Here is an 18,186-nt window from a genome sequence, read left to right on the forward strand (position 1 = left end):
TAAGCCAACCCCCACCCCAGCAGACGTAGCAAAGTTCACCGCAAACAAAACCCCGGACGCGCCGGGCAGCAGGAGATCATCCAGGAGTTACAGCACGACGGGGTAATCCCAGACCCCAATTACAGCTGCATCGAAAGTGCCCGTGCCGTTGACAAAGCCATCGCCGCGTGGGCTGCCCCGGGCACATCCCACTCCCTGATGTATCCACGCGGGGCAGTCGTGCAGCACCAGGGCCGGGCCTGGGAATTCGGAGTAGATATGAATCATTGGACTCCGGGCGCTCCAGGTGTTTACTCGCCGGCGTGGAGGGATGTGACTGAGTCGGTACGCCCCCAGGAGAAGGGGACCGAGCACACAGACGATCCTGCAGATGCGGTATCACCTGATGTGTTGGTTCCGTCTGCATATTCGGACGGTAGGGATTACGCTGCTGGCGACGTGGTTGTTTATGACGGTGGAGTTTACGAGTGCACTGGGGATCACCATGCACCCGCGGGGTGGACGCCTGTGACGGCGCATGCGTACTGGAAGAAGATTCGCTAGGACTTCTTCGTTGCGGTCGGTGCGTTCGGCACTGGAGAGCCTGGCCGACCAGCTTGCCAGGCCTTCACCTCCTCCGCATCCCATAGCGGCGTCATCCTGTTAACTTCACCGACTTTCTCAGGGGGCATGCCCCGGCGTACGTACGAGCGCCACGAGGATTCAGTAATCCCACAGTGAGCTGCGCACTCCCTGATCGTCCAGAGCACCGCCCCTGTTTCTGGGTTCGTGATTAGTGGCCTCACTTTTCGTCACCAGAGTTAAGCGAGTCGATGAGATTCCATGCAGATGCCCCGCAAATGGCGGCAATAAGCACCTTGGAGGGTTTTCCACTCCTCGCGTAGATGATGGCAGTGACAAATCCCGCGAGTGCGCTGATGGTGCGCAGATTCATGATCTGCTCCTATCTTGTGTTCGGTAGTGTTGGAGGTAGCCCCGGGAGGGGCTGGGCAGTTGCGATGCCCAGCCCTACCAGGGGTTATTTCTTCCGTCCCTGCCAGACCTGGATTGTCTGGAGTATAACGGCAATGATTGAACTGCTCCCCATTAGTTGAACTGAAAAATCAGTTACCAACTAGTGAGGAGCAGTTCAGTTCCCCTGCCGGGGGATTTCTTTATGTCTAGGCGTTGAACTTATAACCCAGCCCGCGCAGGGTCACCAGCAGCTCCGGCTTCGAAGGATTCTCCTCAATCTTCGTGCGCAGCCGCTTGACGTGCACATCCAGCGTCTTCGTATCGCCGACGTAGTCCGAGCCCCACACCCGGTCGATCAGCTGGTCACGGGTCATCACGCGTCCGGCGTTGCGCACCAGCATCTCCAACAGCTCAAACTCCTTCAGCGGCAGCTGCATATCCTCCCCACGTACTGTGACCACGTAACGGTCCACGTCCACGCGCACTCCCCCGGCCTCCAGCACAGTGCTGCCTCCCTCCGAGCCCTGGGCCTGGCCACGGCGCAGCACCGCACGGATACGGGCCAGCAGCTCACGGGAGGAATACGGCTTCGTCACGTAATCGTCCGCCCCCAGCTCCAGGCCGACGACCTTATCGATCTCCGTGTCCTTCGCGGTCAGCATGATGATCGGCACCATCGACTTCGCACGGATCGCCCGACACACTTCGGTACCCGGCAAGCCTGGCAGCATGAGGTCCAGCAGAATGATGTCCGCGCCATGCAGCTCAAACATCTCGACAGCCTTCAGGCCGTCCTCCGCGATCGAGACGTCATACCCCTCCCGCTCCAGCAGGTAGGACAGCGGATCGGACAGGGACTCCTCGTCCTCAACCAACAGAATCTTCGTCATTTTCCTTATTCCTCTCTCACGTACCGACGGCCTAGCCGCCAGCCACTACTTCGCTGGACGCTGCGTTGTCGTACTGCCGGTCGACGTGTGCGAGCGGCAGGAGAACCGTAAACGTCGAACCCTCACCCTGCCGGCTCCAGACCTTGATCTTGCCGCCATGCGTGGCGATGATGTGCTTCACGATCGACAGCCCCAGGCCGGTGCCGCCAGTGTTGCGGGACCGCGCCTTATCCACCCGGTAAAAACGCTCAAAGATGCGGTCCGTCTCCTTCGAGCTCATCCCGATGCCGTGGTCCGTCACGATCACCGCCACGGAATTGCCTCGTCGCTCAGTACTGATGCCGACCTCGGTGTCGGCACTGGAGTAATTGACTGCGTTATCCACCAGGTTGCGCACTGCCTTAGCCAGCAGATCGAAGGAGCCCTCTACCCGCAGGTCGGGGCTTAGCGCGACGTTGATCGTGATGTTCTTGGATTCCGCGTTCGTCCGTGCCCGGTCGATCGCCTCCTCCACCACCTCGGCCACCTCAATGACAGCAGAGGACTCGAGCCCCTCGTTGTCCTGGACCTGGGAGAGGTCGATGATCTCCTGCACCAGGTGGACCAGCCGGGTGGATTCCTTCTGGATCTTGCCCCCGAAGCGGTGCACCGCCTCCGGGTCATCAGAGTAGTCCGTCACGGCCTCGGCCAGCAGGGAGATCGCACCGATGGGGGTCTTCAGCTCGTGGGATACATTGGCCACAAAGTCGCGGCGCACAGCCTCAACGCGGTGAAATTCCGTCTCGTCATCGCACAACACCAGCACATAGCCCTTACCCAGTGGGGCGACGCCCGCGTGCAGGAAGCGGCGGGAGTATTCGTTCGCGTCGTGTTTAATGACGAAGTTGACGTCCTCGTAAATACGACGATCCGCCACCCGGGCCACCGTCTCCTGCAACTGCGGTGAACCAAAAGCTGGACCGTCGACCAACCCCAGGGCGTAGGCCGCGGTGGAGGCCTTGATCACCTCCCCGTCCGAGTCAATGACGACGGCGGCGCTGGGAAGTGCAGCTAGGACCTCGTCCATCCCCGCTGGCAGCCCGTCGTCCGGGTCCTCTTCGACGACCTGGCGGCGACGCCCCACTGCCCGAATAACGAGACTGAGCACAACACCTAAAACAACGCCGACCGCACCAGCGATAAGCGAAATGAGCAACACATCCACGCCCCCACTCTAAACTGCAAGCAGGCGGCTGACCACGGCGCAGGTGGGGCTGGGTGCAAGGTTTCGTGTGGAATTCACACCACTGAAACTCCGAGTTCACCTCCGGCTGCAAGCCTCGTCTTTGATTGCCGTGGGTCTCGCCCACACTGGATTTGTAAAGAAAGGACCTCGAGTGCGCGAAGTCTTCCGCAACGAACTCGAATCTATCGCAGACAGCCTCGTCGAAATGGCCGAGAAGGCCACCTCCGCCATGGAAAAGTCCGTGGAGGCGCTGCTGAATAATGACCTGGAGCTGGCCCAGCAGGTCATCAGCGATGATGATTCCATCGACGGCATGCAGGCCGACCTGGACCAGCGCTCCGCAGAAGTCCTCGCCCTGCAGGCCCCAGTCGCCGCCGACCTGCGCGTGGTTATTTCCGCGCTCAAGATGTCCGTGGCCATCGAGCGTATGGGCGACCTCGCCCGCCACATCGGCTCCCTGGTGCGCATCCGTTACCCGGAGAACGCCCTCCCGGACCAGTTCCGCGACGTGTTCACGCACATGGGCACCACTGCCGTGCGCATCGGGCGTGCCCTCGTCCAGCTGCTCACCGAGCCGGGAACCTCCGCCGTCCCGATGATCGCCGCTATCGACGAGGAAATGGACACGCTGCACCTGCGGGTGTTCACCATCATCGGCGAGCTGGCGCGCAGCGAGATCTCCCCGAGCCAGATCGCGGATGTCACCCTGATCTCCCGCTACTTCGAGCGCTTCGGCGACCAGGCGGTCAACGTCTCCCACCGCGTGGAGTACCTGCTGACCGGCAGCTTCGAGCCGACGCTCGCGAGCATGTACGACACCCAGAGTGGTCGCAAGCCACTGACCGACACCCCGGCGGAGGGCGAGCAGAGCTAAGCCGCTCCCCTGGCGCGGCAGCACGCGACACCGCGAGTATTTTCTGGCCCGGGTTTGTTAACAAACCCGGGCCAGAGGCGTCTTCACAACAAAAAGGACTACAAAAATAGCCCCTGAGCTGGAAGAACCAAAACTTCACCTAAGGTTCACCTGAAAGGGAAGCGGTCGTCACCCACGCCTTTTATCTTTTCATTCGTATCGGGGAAACCCCGCACGTAGTTGAAAGAAGAAAGGCCCCTTAAGTGAAGCTCAACCGCCTCGCTCCAGCTGCAGTCCTGACTGCAGCCGCTCTCACCCTGACCGCCTGTGGCGGTAACTCCGCCACCGGCGACCAGGAGGCTGGCTCCGGCAACGACGGCCAGCAGGTCTCCGGCAGCCTCGTTGGCATCGGCGCATCCTCCCAGAAGGCCGCCATCCAGGCGTGGACCACCGACTTCTCTGCTCAGAACTCCGGTGCGAACATCAACTACTCCCCGGATGGCTCTGGTGCCGGCCGCAAGCAGTTCCTGGCAGGTAAGGCCGACTTCGCTGGCTCCGATGCCTTCATGGATGAAGACGAGATCTCGCAGTCCAAGAAGGTCTGTGGCGAGAACGGCGCATTCGAGTTCCCGGTCTACGTCTCCCCCATCGCCATCGCCTTCAACCTCAAGGGTGTGGACAAGCTGAACCTCGACGCTGCCACCGCGGCGAAGATCTTCGCTGGCAAGATCACCAAGTGGGACGACCCGGCGATTGCCGAGCTGAACCCGGAGGCAGACCTCCCGGACACCAAGATCACCGCCGTTCACCGCTCTGACGAGTCCGGCACCACCAAGAACTTCACCGACTACCTCAACAAGGCCGCTGAGGCCGAGTGGCCGCACGAGGCTGCCGAGGAGTTCCCGGCTGAGTACGGCGGCGAGGCCGCACAGGGCACCGACGGTGTGGTCTCCCTCGTCGCAGACACCGAGGGCGCGATCGGTTACGCCGACGCCTCCGCCATCTCCGACGACATGGGCAAGGCCGCCATCAAGGTCGGCGAGGACTTCGTCGAGTACACCCCAGAGGCTGCCGCCAAGGTCGTCGACGAGTCCCCGGTTGCCGAGAACCGCCACGAGGGCGACATCGCCGTCGAGCTGAAGCGCGACATCGACGCCGAGGGCGCTTACCCGATCGTCCTGGTCTCCTACCACATCGTCTGCTCCAGCTACGACAGCCAGGAGAAGGTCGACCTGGTCAAGGCCTGGGAGAACTTCGTTATCAGCGAGGAGGGCCAGCAGTCCGCCGCCGACAACGCCGGCTCCGCCCCGATCTCCGACGAGCTGCGCGGCAAGATCACCAAGGTCCTCGACCAGATCGAGGTCAAGAAGTAACAGCGCTGCGTCCCTGACGCTCGCATCCTAAACACGAGGCTGGGTTGGTCTTTCGAAAAACCTCTCGAATGACCAACCCAGCTTCACGTGCGAATTAACCATTTTGATTTGCACCCCATACCACCCCTCACCCACCCCGCACAGGAGCTCTCTTGTCAGCTGACACAGCCACCGCTGCGCCCACGAAGCAGGCAAAGAAGGGAACCGTCGTGAGGCCCGGGGACAGAATCTTTTCTTTCCTCGCCCTCGCCGCCGGCGTCCTGATCCTCGCCATCCTCGCCGGTGTCGCGTTCTTCCTCTTCCTGCAGTCCACGGACACCATCAAGGCGTCCTTCGACGACCCGTCGACCATCACCGGTGGCCGTGGCTTCCTCCCCTACGTATTCCCGCTGATCATCGGCACGTTGATCTCCGCGATCATCTCCCTGATCGTGGCCACTCCGTTTGCCATCGGCATCGCCCTGTTCACGACGCACATGGCACCCCGCAAGCTGGCCCCGGTGCTGGGATACACGATCGACCTGCTGGCTGCCATCCCGTCCGTCGTCTATGGCCTCTGGGGTCTGGCACTGTCCAGTAGCTTCGTCCCGCTCTACGAGTGGTTCGCGAAGTACCTCGGGTGGATCCCGATTTTCTCCGCGGATGACGACGGCGCTGTCTCCCAGACCGGCCGCACCCTGCTCACTGCCAGCCTGGTGCTGTCCATCATGATTCTGCCGATCATCACCTCTCTGGTCCGCGAGGTCTTCCTGCAGACCCCGCGCCTGCAGGAGGAAGCGGCCCTGGCTCTCGGCGCGACCCGCTGGGAAATGATCCGCATGGCCGTGCTGCCTTTCGGTATCTCCGGCATCGTCTCCGCCGTGATGCTGGGTCTCGGCCGCGCGCTCGGTGAGACCATGGCGGTGGCCATGGTGCTCTCCTCCGGTGGCCTCATCGTCTCCCTGCTGCTGTCCGGTAACCAAACCATCGCAGCAGAGATCGCGCAGAACTTCCCAGAGGCAGCGGGCCTGCGCATGTCCGAACTCATCTCGATCGGCCTGGTCCTGTTCACCATCACCCTGGTCGTGAACATGACTGCACGCTGGATCGTCGCACGCACGACCGTCAAGGGGCACTGATCTCATGGCTGACAAGAAGAACACCGCAACCGCTGACACTCCACGTGAGGGCGCACCGGCCCCCGCGAAGGGCAACAGCAGCGCCTCACACCTGGTCGTCAACCACCTGCCGAAGTGGGCTCCCTACGCCATCATCGCTGGGTCCGTCATTGCCGCGATCGTCGTGACGGCCCTCGTCTCGGATGGTTTCTCCATCGCCCTGGCCGCCTTCCTGGCCGGACTGTTCAACCTGGTGGTGACCTTCGCCTGGTCCGCCGCCGTCGAGGGCAAGCGCAAGGCCGTGGACCGCGTGGCCACCGTGCTCGTCTCTTCCGCCTTCGCCCTCGCGCTGGTGCCGCTGGTCTCCCTGCTGTGGATGGCCATCGAAAAGGGCGGCCCGGTGCTGCTGGAGAACAGCTCCCTGCTGAACCGCTCCATGGAGGGCATGAAGGGCATCTACGATAAGGAGTTCGCGGCCGGCGAGTCCGAGCTCATGGGTGGTTTCCACCACGCGATCGTCGGTACCCTGCTGATCACCCTCGCCGCGGCGATCATCTCCATCCCGATCGGTGTGCTCTGCGCGATCTACCTGGTGGAGTACGCCAATGACAAGAAGTCCGGCGCGCTCGGCCGTGCCATCACCTTCTTCGTGGACGTCATGACGGGCATCCCGTCCATCGTCGCTGGTCTGTTCGCGTTCTCCCTGTTCTCCACGGTGATCGAGCTGGTCGCCCCTGAGAACCTGACGGCCGCCAAGTCCGGCATCTCCGCCGCCGTGGCGCTCTCCGTGCTCATGATCCCGGTTGTGGTTCGTAACACGGAGGAGATCCTGCGACTGGTGCCGCACGACCTGCGCGAGGCCTCCTACGCCCTGGGCGTGCCAAAGTGGAAGACCATCATGAAGATCGTTCTGCCGACCGCGATCTCCGGCATCCTGTCCGGCATCACCATCGCCATCGCTCGTGTTATCGGTGAGACCGCCCCGATCATGGTCACCGCGGGCTTTGCCGCGAGCGTGAACTGGAACGTCTTCTCCGGCTGGATGTCCACGCTGCCGACCTTCATCTACGACTCCGTCACCCGCCCGACCGCACCTGGTACCGCAGCAATCGCGTCCACCGACCGCGCCTGGGCCGCAGCCCTCGTGCTGATCGTCATCGTGATGCTCCTCAACCTCGGCGCCCGCATCCTGTCCAAGCTGCTCGCCCCGAAGTCGGGCCGCTAAGGCCACCGAGAGCCGTTGCTCCCGGATCCGACCCCGGGAGCAACGCCCCAAAAAAGAAGAACTTAATCACCCACGCCGAGCCGGCGACGTCCCAAAGAAACCGGCTCCCCGCCCACCCAAAACGGTGCGCACACACAACACTGGAGGAAAAATGTCTAAGCAAATCGACATCGAGGATCTGAACATCTTCTACGGCGATTTCCGCGCGGTCGAAGGGGTGTCCATGACCATCGAGCCGAAGTCCGTCACCGCGTTCATCGGCCCGTCCGGCTGTGGTAAGTCCACCGTGCTGCGCACCCTGAACCGCATGCACGAGGTCATCCCGGGTGCCCGTGTCGAGGGCAGCGTGAAGATGGATGGCAAGGACATCTACGGCCCCGGCGTCGACCCGGTCAACGTCCGCCGCGAGGTGGGCATGGTCTTCCAGAAGGCCAACCCCTTCCCCACCATGTCCATCCAGGACAACGTGCTGGCCGGCGTTCGTCTGAACAACAAGAAGCTCTCCAAGTCCGCGGCCGACGAGCTGACCGAGAAGGCACTGCGTGGCGCGAACCTGTGGGAGGAGGTCAAGGACCGCCTGGACAAGCCGGGCTCTGGCCTCTCCGGCGGTCAGCAGCAGCGCCTGTGCATCGCGCGTGCCATCGCCGTGGAGCCAGAGGTCCTGCTCATGGACGAGCCGTGCTCCGCGCTCGACCCGATCTCCACCTTGGCTATCGAGGACCTGATCAACACGCTGAAGGACCGCTTCACCGTCGTCATCGTGACCCACAACATGCAGCAGGCCGCGCGTGTGTCCGACAAGACCGCGTTCTTCAACATCGCGGGTGCCGGCAAGCCGGGCAAGCTCATCGAGTTCAACGACACCAAGCAGCTGTTCAGCAAGCCGGATAAGGAAGAGACCCAGAACTACATCTCGGGCCGCTTCGGCTAAACCTGCGCTGGGGCTTCTTAAAGGGGTCTGTCGGGACATTCCCGGCAGGCCCCTTTTCCTATGCTTGCCCGGGCGCACGAACCGACCCCGAGCCCTAAGCTCGAGCGATAAATACTCGCACGCCCAGCCCAGCTGACGGGCTCAACCTCGGCGGCCACCCCGTCACTTGCTGCGCGGTGGTAAGACGGTGGTGATGACTAACTCGATTCACACCCCACTGTCCCTGATCGACTTCGCGCTGATCTTCGACGGCGAACGGCCCGGCGCCTCCTTCGAGCGCTCGGTGAGCTTCGCGCAGCGCGCCGAGCAGCTCGGCTTCAAGCGCATCTGGTACGCCGAGCACCACAACATGCGCTCCATCGCCAGCTCCGCGCCGGCGGTGCTAATCGCCCACGTCGCGGCGAACACCAACTCCATCAACCTGGGCGCGGGCGGCGTCATGCTGCCGAACCACTCCCCTCTCGTGGTCGCCGAGCAGTTCGGCACCCTCGCGGAACTGCACCCGGGTCGCATCGACCTGGGACTTGGCCGGGCACCTGGGACCGACCAGAACACCCTCCGTGCCCTGCGCCGCGACCCGCGCAATGCGGAGAACTTCCCCAGCGACGTCGCCGAACTCAACGGCTACCTCACGGATCGCTCCGTCGTCCCTGGGGTGCGGGCAGTCCCCGGCGCGGGGACGAACGTGCCGCTCTACATCCTCGGCTCCTCCCTCTTCGGCGCGCAGCTCGCCGCGAAGCTGGGCCTGCCCTACTCCTTCGCCTCCCACTTCGCGCCGGCCGCACTCGAGCAGGCGGTCAGCGTGTACCGGGAGAATTACCAGCCCTCCCCGGAGCACCCAGAGCCCTATGTGATCGCCGCGGTGAACGTCACCGCCGCCGATACCGAGGAGGAGGCGCGCGAGCAGCACAGGCAGGTCGGCCGCAAGCGTGTCCGGGAGATGGCTTCCCGCGGCGGGCGGACTTTTACCGACGAGGAGTTGGATCTGGTGATCCAGTCTCCCGGCGGTCAGCAGATCCTCGACATGCTGCGTTACACCGCGGTCGGCACCGGCGAGCAGGTGCGGGAGTACCTCGAGTGGTTCACCCAGCACGCCCAGGCGGACGAGCTGATGATTTCCCTCAACGCCCCGTCGGGCGATCAGCAGCGTCGCGGGATGGAGATCCTGGCTGACGCGTGGGGCCTGTCCTCCTAAGCCAGTCGATCACCGTGGGGGCCAGCGCCCCCGCGATGAGCATCACCAAGACGCGCAGAACCTGCACCACCGTCACCAGCGGGTCGGAGCCCGAGTCATGGGCGAAGGCCAGGACGGCGTACACTCCGCCCGGGACGGTGGCCAGGTAGGCGTCCAAAATATCGAAATCGCTGGTCCATGCAATGAACCAGCCGGTGGCCAACGAGCTTGCCACCATGAGCAGCAGCACGCCCAGCAACATCGGTAGTGCCGCGCTGAACTGCCGCAACGTGCCCTTGGTGAGGGTACCGCCGGCCTGGATGCCGATGATCGCATAAGCCAGGTTCACGACCAGACCTTCGGGGAGCACAAACTCCTGGGGCACACCCGCGGCGATCGCGGCCACGACCACGGCCATGGAGACAATCAGGTAGGGGCTAGGAATCTTGAACAGCGGGGCGGTGGCCTTCACGATCAGCCACACGAGCAGGCCGACCGCCAGGGCTCCCAGCACGCCCTGCCAGGGGGTGCGCCAGAAACTCCCCGCGGCAGCCGCGACCCCGTCCCACAGGCTTGGGTCCACGGCACCGGCAGCCTCCCCCGCACCGGTGGCACCGACGCTGTCGGCGCCCGTCGCGTCCGAATAGGTGGACAGCCACGCGACCAAACCAGGCAAGGTGAACACGATCACCGTGAGCCGCAGGTACTGCGTCAGGGTGACGAACTGCACGTCCGCGCGCACATCCCGGGCGATCAACACCATCCCGGAGGCCCCGCCCGCGAGGGTGGCCAGCAGCCCCGTCGCGCCGTCCACCCCATTGACGCGGTGCAGCAGCCACGCCCCGAAGGCGCACACCACAAGCGTGACCACCAGGGAAAGCGCGGCCGGCGCGAGGTAACTAGCCACCTGGCCGCCACTGACAGTGGCCAACGGACCGGCGCACAACATCGCGATGAGCACCTGGGCGGGCGTCATCAAAAAGGCAGGGGGAATCGTCGCCCGGCCGCTGAACACGGCGTCGGCACCGAAAACAACGAGAAAAGCAAAAATCCACGCTGCGGGAACCCCGATGGCGGTGCACAGAAGCGCCAACGCCAGCGAGATCGCGCTCAGCGTGGAAATTCGACCAAACAAGCCGAATCTTCAGTTAGCGGGTGGAAGCGAGCAGGCGCTGGATCTCGCGGACCTGCTTCTTCTCCTTACGCTTGGAGGAAACGGTTGCGGCGACCAGCAGGACGACACCAGCGGCCACCCCTCCCAGCACCATCTGGACCTTCGGCTCGCGCAGGAAATCGGAGACCTGCCCACGAGCATCATCTGCGAGGTTCTTCGGATCGGCGCGAAACGCGAGTTCGTCCAGCGTCTTGGCCAGCTGGTTGCGGGTGCGCTCAATGTCACGCTCGATAGCGTCGATACTCCGTGCCACGGACATACTCCCTAAAAGACGGTAAAAATCAGTCGTTTCTTCTGAACAATTGTAGAGGATACGCAGCCTTCGCGTGCGAAAGCCCACGGCTAGTCATCCGCGTAGGCTGGGCGGCATGACAAAGAACAATGACACAGCAAATATCCGCCTCACCGAGGGCGACGAGGCTCCGGGCTTCACGCTCACTTCTGACAAGGGTGAGACGATCGATCTGAAGGATTACCGCGGCAAGAAGGTACTTGTGTACTTCTACCCGCGAGCCAACACCCCGGGCTGCACCAAGGAAGCCTGCGACTTCCGAGACTCTCTGGCCCAGCTGAACGACCAGAACATCGATGTGGTGGGGATTTCCCCAGACAAGCCAGCGGCCCTGGCGAAGTTCCGCGATCAGTACGAGCTGACCTTCCCGCTGCTCTCCGACCCGGACAAGGCCGTCATGACGGCCTATGGCGCCTTCGGTGAGAAGAAGAACTACGGCAAGATCGTCCAAGGCGTGATCCGCTCCACCTTCCTCGTCGACGAGGAGGGCAAGATCGCCCTAGCCCGCTACAACGTCAAGGCCACCGGGCACGTCGCCCGCATCATGAAGGAGCTCGAGGCCTAGGACGACGCCCCTTCGGCCGTTGCTGGTTCGGTTGCGGCCCCTCTCCTGGCAAGGCTGTTCCCACAGCGCTCGTCCGATCGTGATGCCATGATGAGTTTCCAGCACGGTTAGGTTTTCGCCCCGGCGGCGTTGCTATAGTGTTCCTAGCCGTGGCGGGACACCGCCACCTGCGCCTGTGGCGGAATTGGCAGACGCGCTGGATTTAGGTTCCAGTGTCCTAGGACGTGGGAGTTCAAGTCTCCCCAGGCGCACTCGTCAATACCTCGTGACTATGCAGGTCACGGGGTGTTTTGCTTTCCGCACTCGTTACGCCACGTGGTCAAAATTTCGCCCATTTTCCGCCCAGTTTCACCTAACCCCGTGTCGAAAAGATGCGACTCGTTGTAGAGAATGATGGACTGGTCCGCGTACCCCCGCTGCCGCCGCACCCGCATGACATTGGCCACCAAGGCGACAAGCAGTGACGCGGCAGTATGGCGAAGGTCATGGTACGAGATAGCCGGCGGGAGAGATTCTCTGCCCGCATGTGCCACGCCATCGCCGGGGCTGTATTGTAGGTGCACCCACGGCAGGGTCGCGGTGACCGTTTTGCCGGAACGGATCATGTGCCGGGTTGGGTCATCACACATAGGCAGTACCCACGTGATCGGCGTTCCTGCCGCGAATGAGCTCGCAGGATGAGCTCGCAGGACTATCGGCCAAGCCTCGTCAATTCCTGAATCCATTGACTAGGGAGGCCCATCTAGCAGAAGCATGTAACCATAACTCCCCTCGTTGCAAGCAGGATATCCGCCCCCGTAACAGTCATGTTTTCGGATACCCACGTCACTACTTGACCATAGATTGATGCAGCGATACGCTTTGAACGTGTTCAGTGAACAGGTTCAATCAGATCGTGCCACTCAGAAGCAGACGACACGCAATAAGGTTTTAGATGCCGCCTATGCCCTTTTTGCGTCAGCTGGGTACGCAGATACAAATGTGCGCGCCATCGCACAGAAGGCCAACGTCAGCGTTGGAACCGTTATGAATGTCGGGAGCAAGCAGTCGTTATTAATTCAAACCATCGGACATCGAATCACCATGATGCACGATGAGCTCCGCGGACAATCAGACAACCTTATCGACGTTCTCGCTCCGTTCCTGAAAATGTTTACTGGTCAGGAAGAACTATCAAAAGCGTATGGCGCCGCACTAATTACCCAAGGAAGCAACGGAGAGACACTCAAGGAGCTTCGAACTCTCTTGGTAGATGAAATCGTTTTGCGCCTGGGCAACATGCTCCCTAAAGATGATGCTCAAGAGTTCGCGACAATCCTTTACAACATCTATCTTGGCTTACTTCTTGGCTGGGCTGCCGGTGCATACGACACCGACGAACTATCCACTCACGCCAACAGTTCCATCTCCCGTCTTAAAATCGCGTACGAAGTAAACTAATGATTCTCGAATCTTCACCTGCTTGGCCCTCCATCATTCTTGCAGCCATTTTGTTCGGAGACGCGGCACTCTCACTCAAACCCCCAGCATTCATCGAGGTCTGCCTCAGAGGAGTACGACTCCCTGCAGAGTGGTGGTGGACGCTTATCGTTATCAAGCTCCTAGCCGCAAGCGGGCTCATTATTGGGCTCTGGATACCAGGCATTGGAATAGGGACGATGGTTGGAGTCATCGCCTACTTCTGCGCTGCCGCAATCGCACATATCCGAGCCCATTTTCTAGGTAGCGAGTTTTGGGTGAATTGCTTAGGTATGCTCACGATCTCGCTAGGCGCTCTCATTGCAACACTACTGATAGCCTGAGACCGCCAATTAACAGATTGCGTCCGCCCATTGGGGAGCGTCATTGCCCGCGCAGAGCAACCTACCGCGGGGTGTTGGTGACCCGCTGGCCGCCTACCGCCTCGCCGGTCTGCTCAACGGGTATGGGTAGCCTACCGGGGAGCAGGAAGCGGCTGCGGCGACCGCACTTCGTGTGCCGACAGTATGAGAAAGCCCCAGCCGATTGTGAACTGGTCCCGACAGTTGGACTGGTTTAATTCTAGGCGGTGAGGGGTTTAAGGGCCTGCTTCCGATATTGCATCGGGGTCAGGTCCAGGTGACTTACAGTGCCGGTGTAGGAAACATAGGGCCTGCGCTGGTGGAGCTTGGCCCGTAGATCCATCTGGTGCATGAGTTTGTCAATCAGTTTGTGGTTGACCACCCAGCCTGGCTACGTAGGTCAGGCAGGACCCTCGTGTGGTCGTAGCGATGTTTGTTTCGCTTGAACCCGTCCTGGATCGCCTGCTTGAGTGCCGCGTGCGTGTCCGGCTTGCTGAGTCGTTTTGGCGGTAGAAGAATGTCGTATGGCGCATACCTGCTGCTTCGAGGAGGTACTACCAGCGGTGTTGCGACGTGAGGATGACAATCGCCTGGACCTTCAGGCGCGTCCCTGGCTCCTCAAGTCCCGCAATTTTTTTAGATAAGCGCTGTCCGCTTCCAGTCGCGCTACCTGACGGCGCAGCTTGTCTTCCTCGGTGAGAACCTTCGGTGCGGCTGAGTCTTTGGGCCTGTTATGTCATTGACACCGTCGGTAGAGCGTGCGATGTGAAGTGCTCCGGGTTTTGTTCCTAGGCATTTGCCTTGATTTCTATTTTCTCGTGATTTGGATTGCCAGTCCAAAACTCTGCTTCTACCTCTGTCGGCGTACGGTAGCCGAGACTTTGGTGAAGCCGTGATTCGTTCCACCACGAGACCCACTCAAACGTCGCGATCTCAACATCAACCACGTCAGTCCACGACCGCCTATGAATGAGCTCATTTTTGTAAGAACCGTTGACGTTCTCGGCCAAAGCATTGTCGTAGGAGTCACCGACTGTCCCAGTAGAGGCAGTGATTCCATGCTCAGCAAGGCGCTCATTGTAGACAATGCTCACATACTGCGAGCCGTGGTCTGAATGGTGAATCAGTCCCGTTGTTTCCTTTGCGCATACAATCGCCTGGTTGAGTGCTTGTAGTGGCAACGCTTCCGTGCGCATCGTATCTGATAATGCCCATCCGACAATTTTGCGGGAGTACACATCGGTGACAAAAGCGGTGTAGACGAACCCATTACCGGTACGGACGTAGGTAATGTCAGCCACCCATAACCGATTCGGTCCAGCGGCACGAAAATCACGGCCCACCAAGTCAGGGCGATTATCCGAGCCCTTGGACCTGCGAGTTGTCACAGGCAACCGGCCTTTACCTTTTCCACTGACTCCAGCAAGGCGCATCAGGCGAGCGGTTTGCTCACGGCCGATGTCGATTCCTTCACGGCGTAGAGCATGCCACATCTTGCGGATACCATAGACTGCGTAGTTTTCTTCATGGACCTCGGCAATATGCCTTGTCAGTGCGGCGTCACGAAGGCTGCGGGCACTTAATCCCCGGGCTTTTGACTGACGGTATCCGCGTGAGGAAATGAAGCCACCTTGCCGATTGCTCTTCAACGTCTGACAGATGAACTCGACTGTGAAACGATCCCGGTGTTCATCGATGAACTGGATCATTTCCGACGTTTGGGGTCGAGTTCCGACACGAAAAAAGCTGACGCGGCCTTCAATAACTCGTTAGTGTCGCGAAGCTCCTGATTCTCACGACGCAGCTTGGCCACCTCTGCAACGAGATCTTCAGGTAAAGGATCAATTGCCCTGCCTTCGCGACGGGCCGCCTGAGCCCACTGCCGGGCAGTATGCCATGAGACACCCAGTTTCGGGGCCACGATCTTGCACGCTTCCTGCATGGAGATCCCCTCCGCCAGGATGCGGTCCTCAACAAGGCGGACCACCCGATCCTTGGCATCCTGGTCAAATTTCTTCGGCATGTTCCAGATTTTCCCATCTACTCAAACGGAACAAAACCTGGGACACTTCAAAGCACCGATCGTCCTAGCCAGCACTGACACAAGCAGCGCAACTGCTGCAAGCAGTAAAAACACTGGGACACTTTCGCCTATTAGCCCTGCCTAGTTGATAGGGGTGATAGGGAAACAGGGCTTGAAGCGAGAGTTTTCTTAGTTTTATTCTTATCCAACCGTTTTAGGATTACGGGCGTAGGCCTTAAAAGCTCGCACTATGCGGTAGTTCGTATTGGCTTCAATTACAGAGGAAATTCTTTCTCCGTCAGCAATCCATTGGAGAGGATCAAAACTGCTGTTCCATCGCTGAGCGACACCAACTCTGCCGTCGCTTTGAAAATTTTTCCGCCATTCTCTGATCCATCCATCGAAGGTATGGGGTGAACTTTTTAAAGCTTGGTGGGCTGCAGAACAGAATGCGTTTTCTTCTGCTTCATCTACTCCCCAGACTGCTGAGGGTCTTGCATTGTCGGGGTAGATGATTACGTAGGTTTGTTTCATGACAATGTTTTATTTGCAGGGACTAGGGGGATGGGGCGGTGTAGATAGTGTGCGAATCTTCTATCGACAGTTACATCAGCCTCTGCTTCTATCTGTCTTGCAATCCACAGCCCTTCTTGTAGCCAGCTGTTGAGGTCAAAGCCCTCTCTCCACCAAGAAACAAACGACGTTCCAACACCATATCCATAGTTTTCGATCCAAGTGCGGTTCCACCGTTTTAAGATTTCGATTAGGCCAATGCTGAGGTGTAGGTCAGATGGCTGAAGGAAATCGTCTTCACGTTCGCGCTGTATGTCATCCCTTTCTGACCATAGTCCCCAATCCATCCCTTCTTCAGGAAACAGTGTGATTATCGTGGTAGGTACTTTCGGCATCCTCCCCAATCCCTTCCGCCTCGGTCGTCATTCGTGTAGGCATTGTGCAGGGTAGAAGAGCTACTCCATACAATGGCGTAGCTTCTGACTTTAGAGTAAGTGTTATACCTTGTTTTAAGGTATGTCCCAGGCCTGCTTGTTTTATTGGTGAACTCTTGTGATAGGAGCGTATGTGCTACGCAGGCTTGAAAGTCTTCCCAAACCTGTCTCGTTATCTCCTCTTGAGGGGGCATGTGGTTATCGGCAATATGCCAAAGATCCCTGCAGTATAGACTCACGCCAGAGTGGTGAAAAACGGTAAGTTTTCCGTTGTCATATCCGCCAATACACTCATGCATTCTATCAAAATTGTCTCCGATAACTTCCTCTGAATCAGTTGATCTACTGGCTGGCCGGCTGGCTCCGAAGGCTGATATTTCTTGGTATGCCGGAAGAGGAAAATTAGGAGACCGGATAAGCCCTCGCTGAAAATACTGCAAATCCCCTCCGTCTTTAGTCGGTTTGATGTCTGCGGTCGGATACCCGTATTTTCCTTTTTCGAAACCGCTATTTGCCCATTCATACAGAACTGGACCATAGATAGGATGGGCTCCGGTTGCTGGAGACCAGTAGATAAAACCCCAGACAAACCTGCTGAATTTTCCAACTCCATCTGGAGTTGATGTCTCATCCTCGATTGGGTAGCTGAGCATTTGTCCTTGTTCGGCACCTGTCTCCAGCCACTTATCGTAGATTGCACCCTTGATAGCTGCTAGACCAGCAAGGGATCCATAGATGTGTCCCTTTGAGAAAGACTGTTTCCGGCCGGTTCCGTCTGGCAAAGCGAATTCATCGGTGGTGGGGTATCCCAGCTCACCTCGCTCCCAGCCATTGCGGGCCCAAACAACAGAAAAGTGCGTGGTAATCGGATGAGCGCCGGTTTGGGGGTGCCAGTAGATGAACCCGTTGACGAACTCATTGCGACGTCCGACACCATCAGGAACGCCGAGTTCATTGGACTTCGGCCAAGTGAGGAAACTCTTTGGTCCACCGAGGGAATCGTACTTTTCCCGGATTTTTCCGCACACTTTAAAAGGGCTAGGCCAATACGTCCGACAGTTATCAACGGCGGCAAACGTCTGTACTCCAGAGCGTGTCTGCGTGGCTTGTTCTTTAGCCTCTTGGATTTCGGCTTGGTTAGCTTGTTCTTTCGTGAATCCACCGGGAATTTGTTCTTTATCGGAACGCATCTTCCCTGGAGTGATTTTGCTTTTGGGGTTGGTGGTGGGATGCCAGTTCTTACCTGTTTGGTTATCAACGTTGTTGTCGTCGAACCCCGGTTCTGTTGGTTCTAGGTTTTCTCGTCCGGGTGCGACCTGATCAGCGTGGTTGTCTGCTGGTGTACTGGTAGTTGTTGGTGGTTGTGTGGGGTGAGCCTGCACGGCAGGGGTGAACCCCATGCCGAGGGTGATGGCGAATAGGAAAGTGGTGATAATGCGAGATGGTCTGGCCATGGTGGGGCATCTTTCGCTGTAGTGGATGGTTAGAAATGAGCTTAGTGTGAGAAACGTATCTCGGGAATGAAAAATGGCTGACTAGTTGGAAAATCTTGCAAAATCCCAGGGAAACTACGGTTGCGTCCCTTAGTGTGGTGTAACGCTTACTGATGGGAGGGTGTCAGGAAGTTTGTGTGTGAGGCTCTG

General features: G+C 59.5%; 18 protein-coding genes and 1 tRNA gene. 11 read left to right on the plus strand and 8 right to left on the minus strand.

All coding sequences use genetic code 11. From position 1 onward, the window contains the following. Positions 1-258: 258 nt before the first annotated feature. Complete coding sequence (locus tag HMPREF3088_RS10885) at positions 259-543, plus strand: carbohydrate-binding protein (RefSeq protein ID WP_371441314.1); 285 nt, start codon at positions 259-261, stop codon at positions 541-543. Between the two features lie 238 nt (positions 544-781). Here HMPREF3088_RS10885 and HMPREF3088_RS10500 read toward each other — a convergent pair whose 3' ends face one another. The 3 genes from HMPREF3088_RS10500 to HMPREF3088_RS07055 all read right to left on the minus strand — a co-directional run bounded on the left by HMPREF3088_RS10500 (position 782) and on the right by HMPREF3088_RS07055 (position 3,048). Then, on the minus strand, positions 782-934 hold the full coding sequence (locus tag HMPREF3088_RS10500; protein ID WP_168167045.1) for a hypothetical protein: 153 nt from the start codon (positions 932-934) through the stop codon (positions 782-784). A gap of 226 nt (positions 935-1,160) precedes the next feature. Then, positions 1,161-1,844, minus strand: a complete 684-nt coding sequence (locus HMPREF3088_RS07050) for a response regulator transcription factor (protein WP_070759077.1) — start codon at positions 1,842-1,844, stop codon at positions 1,161-1,163. 31 nt (positions 1,845-1,875) lie between these two features. Further along, positions 1,876-3,048 carry a sensor histidine kinase gene (locus tag HMPREF3088_RS07055; protein WP_070759078.1) on the minus strand — a complete coding sequence of 391 codons (1,173 nt, stop codon included), beginning with the start codon at positions 3,046-3,048 and terminating at the stop codon, positions 1,876-1,878. Positions 3,049-3,220: 172 nt separating this feature from the next. On the opposite strand from HMPREF3088_RS07055, the gene phoU reads away from it, so the two are divergent. From phoU to HMPREF3088_RS07085, 6 genes are all read left to right on the plus strand, one after another. Continuing rightward, positions 3,221-3,943, plus strand: coding sequence for a phosphate signaling complex protein PhoU (phoU, locus tag HMPREF3088_RS07060; protein WP_070759079.1), 723 nt, complete (start codon positions 3,221-3,223; stop codon positions 3,941-3,943). A gap of 242 nt (positions 3,944-4,185) precedes the next feature. Then, a complete protein-coding gene (gene pstS / locus HMPREF3088_RS07065) occupies positions 4,186-5,295 on the plus strand; it encodes a phosphate ABC transporter substrate-binding protein PstS (RefSeq protein ID WP_070759080.1) in 1,110 nt (369 codons plus the stop codon). Positions 5,296-5,447: 152 nt separating this feature from the next. Then, complete coding sequence (gene pstC / locus HMPREF3088_RS07070; RefSeq protein ID WP_070759081.1) at positions 5,448-6,413, plus strand: phosphate ABC transporter permease subunit PstC; 966 nt, start codon at positions 5,448-5,450, stop codon at positions 6,411-6,413. Positions 6,414-6,417: 4 nt separating this feature from the next. After that, a complete protein-coding gene (gene pstA, locus HMPREF3088_RS07075) occupies positions 6,418-7,617 on the plus strand; it encodes a phosphate ABC transporter permease PstA (RefSeq protein WP_210401511.1) in 1,200 nt (399 codons plus the stop codon). Positions 7,618-7,768: 151 nt separating this feature from the next. Next, positions 7,769-8,548 (plus strand): phosphate ABC transporter ATP-binding protein PstB, encoded by a 780-nt coding sequence (gene pstB / locus HMPREF3088_RS07080; protein ID WP_070759082.1) that lies wholly within the window; start codon positions 7,769-7,771, stop codon positions 8,546-8,548. Between the two features lie 193 nt (positions 8,549-8,741). Continuing rightward, entirely contained in the window at positions 8,742-9,743 is a 1,002-nt protein-coding gene (locus HMPREF3088_RS07085; protein ID WP_070759083.1) for an LLM class flavin-dependent oxidoreductase, read from the plus strand. On the opposite strand, the gene HMPREF3088_RS07090 is transcribed toward HMPREF3088_RS07085, so the two are convergent. Together HMPREF3088_RS07090 and HMPREF3088_RS07095 are read right to left on the minus strand one after the other, a co-directional pair. Next, complete coding sequence (locus HMPREF3088_RS07090; protein ID WP_246818103.1) at positions 9,670-10,857, minus strand: AbrB family transcriptional regulator; 1,188 nt, start codon at positions 10,855-10,857, stop codon at positions 9,670-9,672. The two genes, HMPREF3088_RS07085 and HMPREF3088_RS07090, sit on opposite strands and share 74 nt — an antisense overlap. Before the next feature lie 13 nt (positions 10,858-10,870). Beyond that, positions 10,871-11,149, minus strand: a complete 279-nt coding sequence (locus tag HMPREF3088_RS07095) for a DUF3618 domain-containing protein (RefSeq protein WP_012360697.1) — start codon at positions 11,147-11,149, stop codon at positions 10,871-10,873. Between the two features lie 115 nt (positions 11,150-11,264). On the opposite strand from HMPREF3088_RS07095, the gene bcp reads away from it, so the two are divergent. The 4 genes from bcp (at position 11,265) to HMPREF3088_RS10205 (ending at position 13,555) form a co-directional block, all read left to right on the plus strand. Beyond that, complete coding sequence (gene bcp, locus HMPREF3088_RS07100; RefSeq protein WP_070759084.1) at positions 11,265-11,753, plus strand: thioredoxin-dependent thiol peroxidase; 489 nt, start codon at positions 11,265-11,267, stop codon at positions 11,751-11,753. A gap of 169 nt (positions 11,754-11,922) precedes the next feature. After that, positions 11,923-12,004 (plus strand) — tRNA-Leu (locus tag HMPREF3088_RS07105). A gap of 616 nt (positions 12,005-12,620) precedes the next feature. Continuing rightward, positions 12,621-13,193, plus strand: coding sequence for a TetR/AcrR family transcriptional regulator (locus tag HMPREF3088_RS07115; RefSeq protein WP_070759088.1), 573 nt, complete (start codon positions 12,621-12,623; stop codon positions 13,191-13,193). Further along, entirely contained in the window at positions 13,193-13,555 is a 363-nt protein-coding gene (locus HMPREF3088_RS10205; protein ID WP_083317352.1) for a DoxX family protein, read from the plus strand. Before HMPREF3088_RS07115 ends, HMPREF3088_RS10205 begins: the two co-directional genes overlap by 1 nt. Before the next feature lie 806 nt (positions 13,556-14,361). Here the strand turns inward: HMPREF3088_RS10205 and HMPREF3088_RS10215 are convergent. The 3 genes from HMPREF3088_RS10215 to HMPREF3088_RS10220 form a co-directional block, all read right to left on the minus strand. Continuing rightward, positions 14,362-15,596 (minus strand): IS3 family transposase gene (locus HMPREF3088_RS10215; protein ID WP_141759450.1). Its coding sequence is split into 2 segments (ribosomal slippage): positions 14,362-15,320 and positions 15,320-15,596, totalling 1,236 coding nucleotides; the frame shifts between segments, so codons are not numbered across the junction. Positions 15,597-15,797: 201 nt separating this feature from the next. Further along, positions 15,798-16,130, minus strand: a complete 333-nt coding sequence (locus tag HMPREF3088_RS10415; protein WP_141759451.1) for a hypothetical protein — start codon at positions 16,128-16,130, stop codon at positions 15,798-15,800. 349 nt (positions 16,131-16,479) lie between these two features. Next, entirely contained in the window at positions 16,480-17,997 is a 1,518-nt protein-coding gene (locus HMPREF3088_RS10220; protein WP_083317354.1) for an LGFP repeat-containing protein, read from the minus strand. Positions 17,998-18,186 lie beyond the last annotated feature (189 nt).

It is taken from the genome of Corynebacterium sp. HMSC22B11 (assembly GCF_001815965.1).
GTDB lineage: Bacteria > Actinomycetota > Actinomycetes > Mycobacteriales > Mycobacteriaceae > Corynebacterium.

Bases quoted from the DNA above. Each gene is read 5' to 3' on its own strand.
- HMPREF3088_RS07085 (WP_070759083.1), top strand. From the start codon at position 8,742: ATGACTAACTCGATTCACACCCCACTGTCCCTGATCGACTTCGCGCTG.
- bcp (WP_070759084.1), top strand. From the start codon at position 11,265: ATGACAAAGAACAATGACACAGCAAATATCCGCCTCACCGAGGGCGAC.
- pstA (WP_210401511.1), top strand. From the start codon at position 6,418: ATGGCTGACAAGAAGAACACCGCAACCGCTGACACTCCACGTGAGGGC.
- pstB (WP_070759082.1), top strand. From the start codon at position 7,769: ATGTCTAAGCAAATCGACATCGAGGATCTGAACATCTTCTACGGCGAT.
- HMPREF3088_RS10415 (WP_141759451.1), bottom strand. From the start codon at position 16,130: ATGAAACAAACCTACGTAATCATCTACCCCGACAATGCAAGACCCTCA.
- HMPREF3088_RS07050 (WP_070759077.1), bottom strand. From the start codon at position 1,844: ATGACGAAGATTCTGTTGGTTGAGGACGAGGAGTCCCTGTCCGATCCG.
- HMPREF3088_RS10500 (WP_168167045.1), bottom strand. From the start codon at position 934: ATGAATCTGCGCACCATCAGCGCACTCGCGGGATTTGTCACTGCCATC.
- HMPREF3088_RS10885 (WP_371441314.1), top strand. From the start codon at position 259: ATGAATCATTGGACTCCGGGCGCTCCAGGTGTTTACTCGCCGGCGTGG.
- HMPREF3088_RS10220 (WP_083317354.1), bottom strand. From the start codon at position 17,997: ATGGCCAGACCATCTCGCATTATCACCACTTTCCTATTCGCCATCACC.
- HMPREF3088_RS10205 (WP_083317352.1), top strand. From the start codon at position 13,193: ATGATTCTCGAATCTTCACCTGCTTGGCCCTCCATCATTCTTGCAGCC.